The 13,253-nt window shown below is 56.9% G+C and carries 12 protein-coding genes; 3 read left to right on the forward strand and 9 right to left on the reverse strand.

The genetic code is table 11. The annotated features are described in order from the left end of the window. The 7 genes from pstA to GOX75_RS04810 all read right to left on the reverse strand — a co-directional run bounded on the left by pstA (position 1) and on the right by GOX75_RS04810 (position 7,275). Entirely contained in the window at positions 1-1,362 is a 1,362-nt protein-coding gene (gene pstA, locus GOX75_RS04780) for a phosphate ABC transporter permease PstA (RefSeq protein ID WP_171121438.1), read from the reverse strand. Continuing rightward, entirely contained in the window at positions 1,359-2,831 is a 1,473-nt protein-coding gene (gene pstC, locus GOX75_RS04785) for a phosphate ABC transporter permease subunit PstC (protein WP_171121439.1), read from the reverse strand. The genes pstA and pstC overlap by 4 nt, the downstream gene beginning before the upstream one ends. A gap of 84 nt (positions 2,832-2,915) precedes the next feature. After that, entirely contained in the window at positions 2,916-3,956 is a 1,041-nt protein-coding gene (locus GOX75_RS04790) for a substrate-binding domain-containing protein (RefSeq protein WP_171121440.1), read from the reverse strand. A gap of 196 nt (positions 3,957-4,152) precedes the next feature. Beyond that, positions 4,153-5,199: an ATP-binding protein gene (locus tag GOX75_RS04795; RefSeq protein WP_171121441.1), complete on the reverse strand. Its 1,047-nt coding sequence runs from the start codon at positions 5,197-5,199 to the stop codon at positions 4,153-4,155. A gap of 22 nt (positions 5,200-5,221) precedes the next feature. Next, on the reverse strand, positions 5,222-5,743 hold the full coding sequence (locus GOX75_RS04800; RefSeq protein WP_171121442.1) for a gamma carbonic anhydrase family protein: 522 nt from the start codon (positions 5,741-5,743) through the stop codon (positions 5,222-5,224). Next, entirely contained in the window at positions 5,740-6,381 is a 642-nt protein-coding gene (gmk, locus tag GOX75_RS04805; protein ID WP_171121443.1) for a guanylate kinase, read from the reverse strand. Before gmk ends, GOX75_RS04800 begins: the two co-directional genes overlap by 4 nt. A 15-nt stretch (positions 6,382-6,396) precedes the next feature. Continuing rightward, entirely contained in the window at positions 6,397-7,275 is an 879-nt protein-coding gene (locus tag GOX75_RS04810) for a YicC/YloC family endoribonuclease (protein ID WP_254428762.1), read from the reverse strand. 256 nt (positions 7,276-7,531) lie between these two features. Here GOX75_RS04810 and GOX75_RS04815 point away from each other — a divergent pair, with 256 nt between their 5' ends. Continuing rightward, positions 7,532-8,149, forward strand: a complete 618-nt coding sequence (locus GOX75_RS04815) for a PAS domain-containing protein (RefSeq protein WP_171121445.1) — start codon at positions 7,532-7,534, stop codon at positions 8,147-8,149. Between the two features lie 96 nt (positions 8,150-8,245). Here GOX75_RS04815 and GOX75_RS04820 read toward each other — a convergent pair whose 3' ends face one another. Then, a complete protein-coding gene (locus GOX75_RS04820; RefSeq protein ID WP_171121446.1) occupies positions 8,246-9,616 on the reverse strand; it encodes a class II 3-deoxy-7-phosphoheptulonate synthase in 1,371 nt (456 codons plus the stop codon). A 168-nt stretch (positions 9,617-9,784) separates the two neighbouring features. On the opposite strand from GOX75_RS04820, the gene GOX75_RS04825 reads away from it, so the two are divergent. Continuing rightward, complete coding sequence (locus GOX75_RS04825) at positions 9,785-10,789, forward strand: GlxA family transcriptional regulator (protein ID WP_171121447.1); 1,005 nt, start codon at positions 9,785-9,787, stop codon at positions 10,787-10,789. On the opposite strand, the gene GOX75_RS04830 is transcribed toward GOX75_RS04825, so the two are convergent. Continuing rightward, positions 10,786-11,883: a PQQ-dependent sugar dehydrogenase gene (locus GOX75_RS04830; RefSeq protein WP_171121448.1), complete on the reverse strand. Its 1,098-nt coding sequence runs from the start codon at positions 11,881-11,883 to the stop codon at positions 10,786-10,788. The two genes, GOX75_RS04825 and GOX75_RS04830, sit on opposite strands and share 4 nt — an antisense overlap. A 153-nt stretch (positions 11,884-12,036) precedes the next feature. On the opposite strand from GOX75_RS04830, the gene GOX75_RS04835 reads away from it, so the two are divergent. Further along, complete coding sequence (locus GOX75_RS04835) at positions 12,037-13,218, forward strand: ABC transporter substrate-binding protein (protein ID WP_171121449.1); 1,182 nt, start codon at positions 12,037-12,039, stop codon at positions 13,216-13,218. Positions 13,219-13,253 lie beyond the last annotated feature (35 nt).

A 13,253-nucleotide genomic window follows, 5' to 3' on the forward strand; every position in this document is an offset into this window, starting at 1 on the left:
TTACCAGCGGCGTTCAAAGCGGCGGCGCAGGAGTACCGCGATGGTGTTCATTGTCACGAGGAAGATCAACAGAATGATGATTCCCCCCCAAGCACGTTCGTAAAAAGCAGGGTCAGCGCGTTTGGACCATTCGTAGATTTGTGCAGGCATGGCCGAGTTCGGCGACAGGAACCCCGCCACAATCCCATCCGGCGGGTTCGAGGCGATAAAGCCCACCATCCCGATCAAAAGCAGCGGTGCGGTTTCGCCAAGCGCCTGCGCCAGACCAATGATGGTGCCGGTCAAAATGCCGGGAGCGGCCAGCGGCAGCACATGGTGGAACACCGCCTGCATTTTCGAGGCCCCTACCCCAAGGGCTGCATCGCGGATCGACGGCGGCACCGCCTTCAGCGACGCGCGTGTCGAGATGATGATCGTCGGCAACGTCATCAGCGTCAGCACCAAACCGCCCACCAGCGGCGCCGAGGTCGGTAAGTGCATATAGTTGATGAACACGGCCAGACCCAAAATACCGAACACAATCGACGGGACGGCGGCCAGATTCGAAATGTTCACCTCAATGATATCTGTCAGCCGGTTCTGTGGCGCAAACTCCTCAAGATAGATCGAGGCCGCAACACCGATCGGCAGCGCCAAAGCCAACACCACGAACATCATGAACAGCGATCCCAGCATAGACACACCGATCCCCGCGGCCTCGGGCCGTTGGTCTGAAGCGTCAGAGCCGAAGATGAAATCGGGGTTGAACGCCTTATACAGCACACCCGCGTCCCGCAATTGATCTACAAAATCCAACTGTGCAGCCGTTATGCTTTTGTCATTGGCGATAGACTCACGGGTGACGCGGCCTTTCATATACCCATCGACGCGGCTGTTGACCAGAAAGCGGAAGCTGACGGTTTTGCCGATCTGATCAGGGTTGGCGATCACGTAGTTCCGCAACTGAGCCTGCGCCGACTTTGACAGGATCTTACCCATTTCTTTGGGTTTCAGATCCGTCTGAATACCAAGTTCCTGTACTTCGGCCTCAAGCGCCGAGGCAATCAACGGGGCATATCCGAAGGTCGAGACCTTTTTGATATCTTCGATGTTGCGGTTGCCCTTCTTGTCCAGCTTGTCGGCCTTTAGCTCGACATTCAGCTCAAGAAAGCTCTGCTGGAAGGCGCCGGTGCCTGCTGTCACGATATTCGCGACCAGAATGATCAGCATCAGCAGGCCAATCCCGATGGCGGCAACCCCGTACAGCTTGAACCGACCCTCGGCGGCATTACGGCGTTTGGTGCGCGCGTCTTTCTCGAACAGTGAGCCACCCCTGGGCTTTGCAGCAGGAGCAGCGCCAGGCGTTTGGGAAATATCGGTCATTCGTACTGCTCCCGGTATTTGCGTACGATATAAAGGGCGAAGATGTTCAGCCCCAGCGTGATGATGAACAGGGTCAGACCCAGCGCAAAGGCCACCAGCGTCTCAGGGCTGGCAAAGTCGGTATCGCCGGTCAACTGACTGACGATCCGGGTTGTGATGGTCGTCATCGCCTCGAACGGGTTGCCCGAGAACTTGGCGATTGCACCGGCGGCCATAACCACGATCATTGTCTCGCCAATGGCGCGGCTGGCGGCCAGCAGGATCGCACCCACGATACCCGGCAAAGCGGCGGGCAGAACCACCTGACGCACGGTTTCGGACTTTGTAGCACCTAATCCCAACGACCCATCGCGCATCGACTGCGGAACCGCGTTGATGATGTCATCCGACAGCGAGGACACGAACGGGATCAGCATGATGCCCATTACCAGCCCCGCAGTCAGCACCGCGTTCGAGCTGGCCATCCAGCCAACCCCCAGCGCACCGCCTTCGCCGAACATCGACACCAATGCGGGGCCGACCGTCAAAAGGGCAAACAGACCGTAAACGATGGTCGGGATACCGGCTAGGATTTCAAGCAGCGGTTTCGCCACAGCGCGCGTCGCGCCCGTGGCGTATTCCGACAGGTAGATCGCCGCGAACAGGCCAATCGGTACCGCGACCAGCAACGCAATCAACGAGATATAGAGCGTACCCCACAGCAGCGGAAGGATCGACAGCTCTGACCCGCCACGGAAGTTGGGGGCCCAAGTACTGCCAAAGAAGAAGTCTTTCCACGAATGAAGCTGGAAGAAGTTCAGCGTTTCAAAGAGCATCGACAAAACGATGCCCACGGTTGTCAGGATCGCGATAGAGGCCGCCAGCAGCAGTAGCGCCAGAACCGCCTGCTCGACCACGTTACGGGCGCGGAATTCTTTATGCGTGCGGATATAAGCGAACGCTGCCCCCAAAAGTGCGACAGCCAGAACAATGGCCTGCATGGCAACCGATCCGGTCGACGTCATACTGCGGTATTTTTGCGCCGCAATCAGGATCGGCTGAGAAATCTCCTGTGTCAGTACCTGCCCGGCGTCCTTTAGTGTTGCCGTCAGTTGATCAATATCCGAATTCGCGTCTTGGGCCTGCGCTTCGGTCATTGCGCCTGCGGCGACTGCCCCATCCAACCCAACGGCCACACGACGTACTTCGCTCATTATGAGGCCGCGATCAGAACCTTCTGAGATCGACTGCTCGGGGATAAGGCTGGAAACCGTACTGTTCACGATCATCGGCTGGGCAAGAAGCCATACAATCAAAACGCCAAGTGCCGGAACCAACGCAGACAGGGCGACATTGTACCCATAATAGGACGGCAGCGAATGCAAATCGCGCGCGTCTCCTCCTGCGCTTGCCAAGGCACGGGAGCGACCCGTGAAGAAACCGATCACTGCCAGCGCAAGCAGGATAAGCAGCAGCCAGGATAATGCCATGAGAACTCCGATGGTATCGCAAGTGGAGGAGTCAAAAAGAACCGGGGCGCGAATATTACGCCCCGGTTCCGTTCACAAGATATATTAGGAACCGCCGCCCAGAACGGTTTCGTTCGCAACTGTTTCCTGTACTTTCGCCAGTTCAGGATCCGAGACCAGACCGTATTCTGCCAGCGGGCCGTCGGGGCCTGCGATCTCGTCCGCGACGAAGAACTCAGCATATTCTTTCAGACCGGGGATCACGCCGATATGGGCTTTTTTCACGTAGAAGAACAGCGGACGCGAAACCGGATACTCACCTGATGCGATCGACTCGGTCGAGGGAACAACGCCCGACATGGTCGCAACTTGCAGCTTGTCGGTATTGTTCTCGTAGAAGGCCAGACCAAAGACGCCGATGCCGTCCTTGTTGCTGTCGATACGGGCCAGAGTTTCGGTGTAGTCGCCGTCGATGTCGACCGACACGCCGTCGGTGCGGATCGCGATGCACTGTTTCTCGGCTGCTTTCTTGTCGTCGCCGGCAGCTGCCTTGAACACTTCGAAATCGCCCAGGTGCTCACAGCCAGCCAAGATAACCTTATCTTCGAACACTTCACGGGTGCCGTGCTTGGTGCCCGGAATGAAGGTTGCGATCGGCTGCGCCGGGAAGTCCGGGTTCACGTCGGCCCAGGTCTTGTTGGGGTTGTCGACAACTTCACCGTCCACGACGATTTTGGCTGCCAGCGCTTTGTACCAGTCTTCCGGCGTGAACTCGAACGAGTTGCCGTTGATGTCGGATGCGAAAACGATGCCGTCATAGCCGATCTGAACTTCGATGATGTCCGTTACACCGTTTTCGGCGCAAGCTTTGATTTCTTTCTCGCGGATAGCGCGCGATGCGTTGGCAACGTCGATGGTGTTTTCGCCAACACCTTCGCAGAAGCGCTTGAGGCCAGCCGACGAACCGCCCGATTCAACAACCGGTGTCGGGAAGTCAAAGTTCTCACCGAAGGCTTCAGCAACAATCGAAGCATAAGGCAGGACGGTCGAAGAACCAGCTACCTGAACCTGATCACGAGCAGCGGCAGCAGTGGCCGAGATTGCAGAGATGGCAAGAGCCGAAGCCGACAGTTTTACAAAGGACATTTCAGTCTCCCTGAAAGGATAGAATTTGATCACCCCCATGATGATCCTGCGGCACCCCTAAGAGCCGTGCGTAAGCCTTTTGTGACAGGTTTGTAACGCTTTTATGACACCTTGCTTTGTTTGAAGGTGACGTTACGAAAGAAATATCGGCCAAAAACTGACAAATTGGACGACCATAGACAGAATCTGAACCGAGTTATCGTGGCAAAATAACTGTAAACACAGAACCTTTTCCAAGGTCGCTTTCCACGCGCAGGCGACCACGGTGGCGATTTACAATATGCTTCACAATGGCCAAGCCCAGCCCCGTTCCGCCCAGCTCACGCGATCTATGACTGTCGGCGCGATAGAATCGCTCAGTCAGACGCGGCAAGTGTGTCGCATCGATTCCCGGCCCCTTGTCGATGACCTGTACCCTTACAGCAGGACCACGCATCGCCGTATCCCGGTCCGAGGACGTGATGCGTACCTTGACCACTCCACCGCTGCCGCCGTATTTGATTCCGTTTTCGATCAGGTTGGTGAAAACCTGACGCAGCTGATCGCTGTCACCGGTTAACGTAACAGGCCCCTGATCCGCCGAAAGGGTCAGTTCGACACCGGCGTCCTCGGCCAAAGGACGTACCGAGTTCAAAATCGACTGCATCATTCCCGTCAGTTCAAGTTGCTCTTTCGGGCGGACGCGTTCTTCGCTTTCAACCCGGTTCAATGAAAGCAAATCACCCACCAACCTGTTCATGCGGTTGGCTTCCTCGGTCATGATCTTAAGAAACCGCTCGCGCGCGACGGCATCGTCACGGGCAGGTCCCCGTAGGGTTTCAATGAACCCCATCAAGGCGGTCAGAGGGGTTCGCAGCTCGTGACTGACATTGGCAACGAAGTCACGACGCATCTGACCGGCCTGCTCCAGATGGGTGACATCCTGAAAGATGGCCAACACAGCGCCGCCGGAAACCGCTCCGACGCCGTTCATATACCGGCACTGAACTTCGAAGGTTGTGTCCTGCGCCCCGTCGTTCGCCAGGTGACGCGTTTTCGCCGGCCCTTTTGTGCGCAGGCTCTGCTCCATGGCTTCGATGACCTGAGGCTGCCTCAGGATCGTTGCGAAGTGCCGACCCTCGATCCCCGCGCCAAGCAAGGTTTTGGCGTGCGTGTTGGCGGCGATAATGCGTTCCGTTTGATCGACCACCAAAGCCGGCATGGGAACGGCCGCGACAAATTCGGTGAGCTGGTCATTTGACATGGAAAAAACCTCTTGGAGGTAATCAGACCGCCGTCATCGTATCCCGGAACCTGCGCATATTGCTCTGGTAATGCAGGGCGCTTAGGGTCAGACCCTTCGCGGCTGCATCGTCCAATGTGCGCACAACCTTGCCCGGTGATCCCATAACAAGTGAATTATCCGGTATCTCTTTGCCTTCCGTAATCAAAGCCCCTGCCCCGATCAGGCAATTCTTGCCAATCTTTGCCCCATTCAGGACGATCGCCCCCATTCCAATCAGAGAGTTCTCGCCAATCGTACAGCCATGCAGCATAACCTTGTGGCCGATGGTGCAGTTCTTGCCAATAGTCAGGGGAAAACCTGCATCAATATGCATGACGCAGTTTTCCTGAACATTGCTGCCTTCGCCGATGCGGATCTCTTCATGGTCGGCGCGGATGGTGGACCCAAACCAGACCGAGGCGCCCTGCTCCATCACCACTTTACCGATCAGGTTGGCGTCCGGTGCAACCCATGTGTCATCGTGAATTTGCGGCGTATGCTCGCCCAAGGCGTAGATTGTCATGACAGGCCCTCAAATTCATTTTGTAGTGCGCGAACGTGGTTTTGAAGGCTGGGTTGCTGAATACGGCGCATACGTTCGGCGCTGACGATGGTCTTCAGCTTTTCTTCCGTCGAATCCAGATCGTCATTGACCAGAACGTAATCGTAATACCCCCAATGGCTGATTTCGTCCCAGCTCTTGAGCATCCGTTTGGCGATCACGTCGTCACTGTCCTGGCCACGGCTTTCCAACCGACGGCGCAGTTCCGGGATCGAGGGCGGCAGGATAAAGATCGAAAGCGCGTGTTTGCCAAGGTCCGAGTTGCGGATCTGAACTTCACCTTGCCAATCCACATCGAACAAAACGTCCTTTCCGCTGTTGATCGACTCGCGGACAGGCCCGGCTGGTGAGCCGTAGAAGTTCCCGAAAACATGCGCGTGTTCCAGCATCTGCCCTTCGGCGACCTGCTGTTTGAACGCATCCTCCGTCAGAAAGAAATACTCGCGACCGTGTTCTTCGCCCGGACGCGGCGCGCGGGTGGTGGCCGAGACCGAAAACTCCAGATCGGTATCCCACTGCATCAACCGTTTGGCCAATGTGGATTTTCCTGCACCAGAGGGCGAGGACAGAATGATAAGTAGGCCGCGTCGATCCGCCATTTGGCGCTCCTGTCGTTATTCCACGTTCTGAACTTGTTCGCGCATCTGATCTATAACGGCTTTCAACTCAAGCCCTACCGAAGTCAGATCGGCACTTTGCGCCTTTGAACACAGGGTATTGGCCTCCCGGTTGAACTCCTGCATCAGAAAGTCAAGCTTTCGGCCAACTGCAACGTCCTGATCCAGCAAGTCCCGCGCAGCCAAGACATGCGCTTTCAGGCGATCAATTTCTTCGGTGATATCGGCCTTGACCGCGATCAGTGCAAGTTCCTGCGCAACACGGTCCGGGTCGGCACCCTGCGCGTTATCCATGACGCGCGACAGGTTCTCGCGCAGCGTTTCTGCGACCTTGTCCTTTCGCTGCTCCGCCAGAATTGCAGCCTGTTCTGTCAATTCCGCCACCGTTTCCAGTTGACCGTTCAATATTTGCGAAAGCGCCTGACCTTCGGTCTCGCGCATCGCGATAAATTCGGTCAAAAGCCCCGGGAACTCAGCGATTAGATGTTCGACCAATGGCGCAGGATCGTCTACGTCGCTGCCCGCATCCAGCATACCTTTTAACGCGATAAGGTCAGAAGCACGCGACGGGGCAAGCATGATATCCCGCGCTTCTGCCATTTGCTGCGTTTTTGCCAGGGCCTCCAGCGCAGCCCCCATTGCGACTTCGTTCAAAACAAGGTCCGGCGCAGATTCATCACGGTTAAGCCGCAGGGACAGCGTGACGCTTCCCCGGCTCAGGGCCTTGGACAATTGCCCACGCAATGCGACCTCTAACCCCGTCAACCAGTCCGGAGCACGCACGCGCATGTCTAGCCCCTTGCCATTGACGCTGCGCAACTCCCACGTCCAGCTATGCGGCCCAAACGCCCCCTTGCCAGAGGCAAATCCAGTCATGGATCTGATCATGCCCGCCCTTTCGTCGCTGCTCGTCTCAGAATACTTGACCGCACCTAATGCCATCACAGCACGCAGGGCAAGAGTTTGCTGGGTTTCGCCTGAAGACAGCTAAGTTAACCATTCATTAAAGAATTCCTCCAAGAGTGGCACCAACCATGTCAGTTTGGCCCCTGTCAGAACTGGTCATTCGAAAAATGCCCTCGATATCTGGCATTTTAGGAAAATGATGGCCACTTGGCGTTAGGGCTATGAAATGACAACCTTTTTCGGAAACGGGTCCGGGTCTAACTTTGGAAAGATCATCGCGATGGATCGCTTTGACAGTGGCCGCATATTTTCGCCCATTCGCCAGGCTGAGGCTTATTGGAGCGCGCTGCTATCGGGTGGCGAGATTCCAATGCGATCGCAGATTGATCCGCGCGGACTTGAGAACATTTTGGAAAACACCTTTATCCTCGAACGCATAGCACCCGGCCTGGCCAGGTTTCGCCTTGCGGGCAGTCATCTGAACAGGCTTGCCGGGATGGAGGTTCGGGGCATGCCTCTGACCGCCTTTTTCGAACCGTCGGCACGATCTCAGGTTACAGAGATATTGGAGCAGGTTTTTGCAGGTCCTGCGATTGCCGAGTTTGAACTTGCAGGCGCTGGGAAACCGGGGCGCGCCCATCTGGATGCGCGCATGATCCTGCTGCCACTGAAAAGCGATTTAGGGGACGTAAGCCGCGTCTTGGGCGTACTTGCCAGCAATGGCGCCATCGGAGCCACGCCCAGGCAGTTCGGCGTGCTTGGTCAGAAGGTTCGCACAGTGGCGTCCGTTCAATCACCGCGCACGAAGATCGAACCGACCTCAGCAGGATTTGCCGAGGGATAAAGGGAGTTTGATCACTCAAAGTCCCATTTGCGTCTGGTTGTATCGCGAGATGATTAGGTAACAAAAAAGCGGGCCTTTGCCCGCTTTTTCTATGATTTAGCTCGCCGCTCGTTTGCTGCGATCGCGCCTCAGGTTAGTCAGTTCCTCGGCCACAAGGAAGGCCAGTTCAAGGGACTGCGACGCGTTCAAACGAGGATCGCAGGCGGTGTGGTAGCGGTCTGAAAGATCCTCTTCCGTCACGGCGCGCACGCCGCCCGTGCATTCGGTTACATCCAGACCGGTCATCTCGAAATGTACACCACCGGGGATAGTACCCTCGGCCTGATGTACGCCAAAAAAGTCGCGAACTTCGCGCAGGACTGAATCAAACGGACGCGTCTTGTAGCCCGTTGCCGATTTGATGGTATTGCCGTGCATCGGATCGCAGACCCAAGTCACATTAGCACCCTCTTCCTTCACGGCTTTGACCAGACGCGGCAGATGCTCACCGGCTTTGCCCGCTCCGAACCGCGCGATCAGGGTCAGGCGACCCTCTTCGTTTTCGGGGTTTAGCTTGGACATCAGAACCTTCAGGTCTTCCGCCGTCGTGGTCGGACCGCATTTCAGACCAATTGGGTTCAATACACCGCGGCAGAATTCCACATGCGCGCCGTCGGGCTGACGGGTGCGGTCGCCGATCCAGATCATATGGCCAGACCCGGCCAGCCAGTTGCCAGAAGTCGAATCCAGACGCGTCAACGCCTCTTCATACTCCAGCAGCAGACTTTCGTGGCTGGTATAGAACTCGACGGTCGAGAACTCATGCGTGGTGTCGGCGGTGATACCAGCCGCGTGCATAAAGTCGATCGTGTCCTGAATCCGGTCCGCAATCTCAGAGTATTTCTGAACGTCCTGTTCGTCCGTGAAGCCCAAAGTCCACGAATGCACCATGCTCATATCCGCGAAGCCTCCGGTCGAGAAGGCCCGCAAAAGGTTAAGCGTCGCCGCGGCCTGCGTATAGGCCTGCAACATCTTGCCGGGATTCGGAATACGCGCTTCGGGCGTGAACGCCAGTTCGTTGATGATGTCGCCACGATAACTTGGCAGTTCCACACCATCGACAACCTCGGTCGGGGCGCTGCGTGGCTTGGCAAACTGTCCCGCCATCCGGCCAACTTTGACCACGGGAACTTTGGCGCCATACGTCAGCACCATCGCCATTTGCAGCATCACCTTGAAGGTATCACGGATTGCGTCGGCGCTGAATTGTTCAAAGCTTTCAGCACAGTCGCCACCTTGCAGCAGGAACGCCTCTCCACGTCCGGCGGCACCCAAAAGCTGTTTCAGGCGGCGCGCTTCCCCGGCAAAAACCAGCGGGGGATACTGCGAAAGCTGGGCCTCGACCTTAGACAGCGCGTCCGCGTCGGTATAATCTGGCATCTGAACCCGGGGCTTGTTGCGCCAGTTCGATTTTTGCCACTCGGTCATAGCTTTGATCTCCGCTGAAGTATTCAGGTCGTCTCTATACAAAATGCATTGAAGAGTGACCATATACGATTTGCGCCTCTTGACGCGGGAAACAAGCTTTGATCATGGTTGCTGTCAAATCTGTCGCCGACGCAACGTCATTAGGCGCCGAATCAAGGACACCTCGCCATGCAAGAGCAACGCCAAGTTGTCACGGTGGAAGACACTGCGGCCAACCCTAAGAATTTCGTATTTGTCTTGCTGGACAAATTTTCGCTGCTGTCCTTTGCTTCGGCGCTGGACAGCCTGCGTATTGCCAATCGCATGGCCGACAAAGAGCTGTATTCGTGGACTTTTGCAGGCGAAGGCGGTGATACCGTCAAATGCTCGGCCGGGACCGAGTTCAAGCTGGACACCGATCTGAACGAATTGCAGCGCGACGACGTTGTGATCATATGCGGCGGTGTAGACGTTCAGGCGGCGACCACCAAGAAAGTTCTGAATTGGGTTCGGCGCGAGGCACGGCGTGGTCTGAAAATCGGCGGGCTTTGCACAGCGGCCTATACTCTGGCCAAGGCCGGACTTCTGGACGGCAAACGTGCGACGATCCACTGGGAAAACTCGGACAGCTTTATCGAGGAATTCGATGAGGTCGAGCTAACAAAGTCTGTTTTCCAAATTGATGGCAACCGGATGACAACTGCGGGCGGGACCTCATCCATCGACCTGATGCTGAAGATCATCGCTGATGATTACGGCGAAGATCTTGCCAACGCGGTCGCCGACCAGATGATCTATTCCTCGATCCGCACCGATCAGGACACGCAGCGCCTGTCCACCCCTACCCGCATCGGCGTGCGCCATCCCAAGTTGAGCCAGGTCATCCTGATGATGGAAAAAAACATCGAGGAACCGATCTCACCTTCGATCCTTGCCAAGGATGTGGGCATGTCCACGCGCCAGTTGGAACGCCTGTTCCGTCGCTACCTGAGCCGTTCTCCCAAGCGGTACTACATGGAGCTTAGGCTGCACAAAGCGCGCAACCTGCTGATGCAGACAGATATGAGTGTCATTAACGTGGCGCTTGCCTGCGGCTTCGCCAGCCCCTCGCATTTCTCGAAATGCTACCGCGCGCACTATAATACGACACCATACCGGGAGCGCGGTGCCCAAAGTGGTCGCCTTTCGGTTTAACCTCCGGGCGCCATCCGATAAACCGCGCCTTCTCCTACGGAAATAAACCAAATGGACCCGTCAGGCGCTTCGACAATGTCCCGGACGCGCTCGGTCTCGGCTCCTTTGATTTGCTCGACTTCCTTTAGGGGTGACCCCTCAAGCCGGGCGATGTAGTTGAACTTGAGCGACCCCACGAAGATGTCGCCCTTCCACTCGGGCCAGAGTTTTCCGGAATACACCATCAATCCCGAAGGTGCGATGGATGGGTCCCAGTAGAATTTCGGTTGCTGCATCCCGGACTTCGCGGTGCCTTCGCCGATTGACTTGCCTGAATAATGCTTACCGTAGGAAATAACCGGCCAACCGAAGTTCTGACCCGGCAGAACAAGATTCACCTCATCCCCGCCCCGCGCACCATGTTCCGACGTCCACAGTCGCCCTTGTGCATCAAGACCCGCGCCCTGTGGGTTTCTATGCCCATAAGACCAAATCTCGGGCCTTAAATCGGGTTGACCGACAAACGGGTTGTCAGACGGGACCGAACCATCCCGGTTTATCCGGATAACCGAGCCGATATGGTTCGACCTGTCCTGAGCTTGAGGCCGGTCACCGCGATCACCGATTGTGACAAACAAGGTTCCGTCATCGGCTTCTAAGACCCGAGACCCAAAATGCCGACCACCAGATCCCCCCGGCATGGCTTCGAAGATCACCCTTAGATTTGTAAGGCGTTTTCCGTTCTCTGACAGGCGTGCGACCGCCACGGCAGTTCCTGCACCACCCTTCTGACGTTTTGAAAAAGTAAGAAAAATCTCACGGCTTTGGGTAAAATCGCGTGCGATGGTCACGTCCAGCAACCCACCCTGCCCTTTGGCCACCACATCCGGTGCACCGCGCACCCGGCGTGCGTCCCCGTCAGTGACATATAATAGCTGTCCGTCACGCTCGGTCACCAGAAACGTACCGTCTGGCAGTATCCCTACCGCCCACGGGGTATCCAGCCCATCGACAAGTGCGCTCACCTGCACCGGACCGGCTGATGTTCTTAGTTCATCGGCGTCGGCCACCATTGGACCGAACAACAGGAGTGAAACCGCGAACGCTCTGAGCATGGGGATCTCCACTTTAGGGGCACTGCGACAACCGCAACAAAACAAATAGGATTATGGGCCGCAAAAACACGTTTGCGTTAGGACTTTTCTTTTCCGAACAGCTTGCCTAGGGTCATGCCCAGAACGAATACGTTCACAATAGGGAGTAACCATATGAAAAAGCTGCTTACAGCAACTGCAGCAACCGCTCTGCTGTCCGGCACCGCAATGGCCGAAGATGTCACACTGGGCGTTCTGTTCGGCTTTACCGGTCCGATTGAATCGCTGGCACCTGCCATGGGCTCGGGCGCGGAACTGGCAATGGCCGAAGTCACCGAATCCGGAAAACTGCTGGACGGTTCGTCTGTTTCGGCATCCCGCGCTGACACCGGCTGCATCGACAACGGTCTGGCCACCTCGAACGGTGAGCGCATGATCGCAGACGGTGTCGCTGGCATCATCGGCGGCGACTGCTCGGGCGTGACCGGAGCGATCCTGCAGAACGTCGCGATTCCGAACGGCATGGTCATGATCTCACCGTCGGCAACCTCGCCCGGCCTGTCGACCATGGAAGACAATGGCCTGTTCTTCCGCACCGCCCCGTCGGATGCACGCGAAGGTCAGGTGATGGCCGACATCCTGAACGATCGCGGCATCAGCTCGATCGCTCTGACCTACACCAACAACGACTATGGTAAAGGTCTGGCGGACGCGATCCAGTCGTCGTTCGAGGCTTCGGGTGGCGAAGTCACCATCGTGGCCGCGCACGAAGACGGCAAGGCCGACTACTCGGCCGAAGTGGGCGCGCTGGCCTCGGCCGGTGGCGACATACTGGTGGTCGCGGGCTATCTGGATCAGGGCGGTCTGGGCATCATCCAGTCGGCGCTGGACAGCGGTGCGTTTGACACATTCGGTCTGCCCGGTGGCATGATCGGTGACTCGCTGCCCAATAACGTCGGCCCCGACCTGAACGGCTCGTTCGGTCAGATCGCCGGTTCGGGCGGTGAAGGTGCTGAAAAGTACTTTGCCATGGCCGAAGCTGCGGGTTTCGACGGCTCGTCGCCCTATTCGCCGGAAAGCTATGACGCCGCAGCGCTGTTCATGCTGGCAATGCAGGCCGCCGGATCCACCAACCCTGCGGACTACGGCGCCAAGATTATGGACGTCGCCAACGCTCCGGGTGAAAAAATCTATCCCGGTGAACTGGCCAAGGGTCTGGAATTGCTGGCCGCAGGTCAGGACATCGACTATGTCGGCGCATCCGGTGTTGAACTGATCGGTCCCGGTGAAAGCGCCGGTTCGTATCGTGAGATCGAAGTCACCGACGGCGAAAACAAGACCGTCAACTTCCGTTGATCGGACTTAAATAGTCATAAAAACAAGCAGCCCGG

The organism is Ruegeria sp. HKCCD7251 (assembly GCF_013031165.1).
In the GTDB taxonomy this organism is placed as follows: domain Bacteria; phylum Pseudomonadota; class Alphaproteobacteria; order Rhodobacterales; family Rhodobacteraceae; genus Ruegeria.

Bases quoted from the DNA above. Each gene is read 5' to 3' on its own strand.
- pstA (WP_171121438.1), bottom strand. From the start codon at position 1,362: ATGACCGATATTTCCCAAACGCCTGGCGCTGCTCCTGCTGCAAAGCCC.
- pstC (WP_171121439.1), bottom strand. From the start codon at position 2,831: ATGGCATTATCCTGGCTGCTGCTTATCCTGCTTGCGCTGGCAGTGATC.
- GOX75_RS04790 (WP_171121440.1), bottom strand. From the start codon at position 3,956: ATGTCCTTTGTAAAACTGTCGGCTTCGGCTCTTGCCATCTCTGCAATC.
- GOX75_RS04795 (WP_171121441.1), bottom strand. From the start codon at position 5,199: ATGTCAAATGACCAGCTCACCGAATTTGTCGCGGCCGTTCCCATGCCG.
- GOX75_RS04800 (WP_171121442.1), bottom strand. From the start codon at position 5,743: ATGACAATCTACGCCTTGGGCGAGCATACGCCGCAAATTCACGATGAC.
- gmk (WP_171121443.1), bottom strand. From the start codon at position 6,381: ATGGCGGATCGACGCGGCCTACTTATCATTCTGTCCTCGCCCTCTGGT.
- GOX75_RS04810 (WP_254428762.1), bottom strand. From the start codon at position 7,275: ATGACTGGATTTGCCTCTGGCAAGGGGGCGTTTGGGCCGCATAGCTGG.
- GOX75_RS04815 (WP_171121445.1), top strand. From the start codon at position 7,532: ATGACAACCTTTTTCGGAAACGGGTCCGGGTCTAACTTTGGAAAGATC.
- GOX75_RS04820 (WP_171121446.1), bottom strand. From the start codon at position 9,616: ATGACCGAGTGGCAAAAATCGAACTGGCGCAACAAGCCCCGGGTTCAG.
- GOX75_RS04825 (WP_171121447.1), top strand. From the start codon at position 9,785: ATGCAAGAGCAACGCCAAGTTGTCACGGTGGAAGACACTGCGGCCAAC.
- GOX75_RS04830 (WP_171121448.1), bottom strand. From the start codon at position 11,883: ATGCTCAGAGCGTTCGCGGTTTCACTCCTGTTGTTCGGTCCAATGGTG.
- GOX75_RS04835 (WP_171121449.1), top strand. From the start codon at position 12,037: ATGAAAAAGCTGCTTACAGCAACTGCAGCAACCGCTCTGCTGTCCGGC.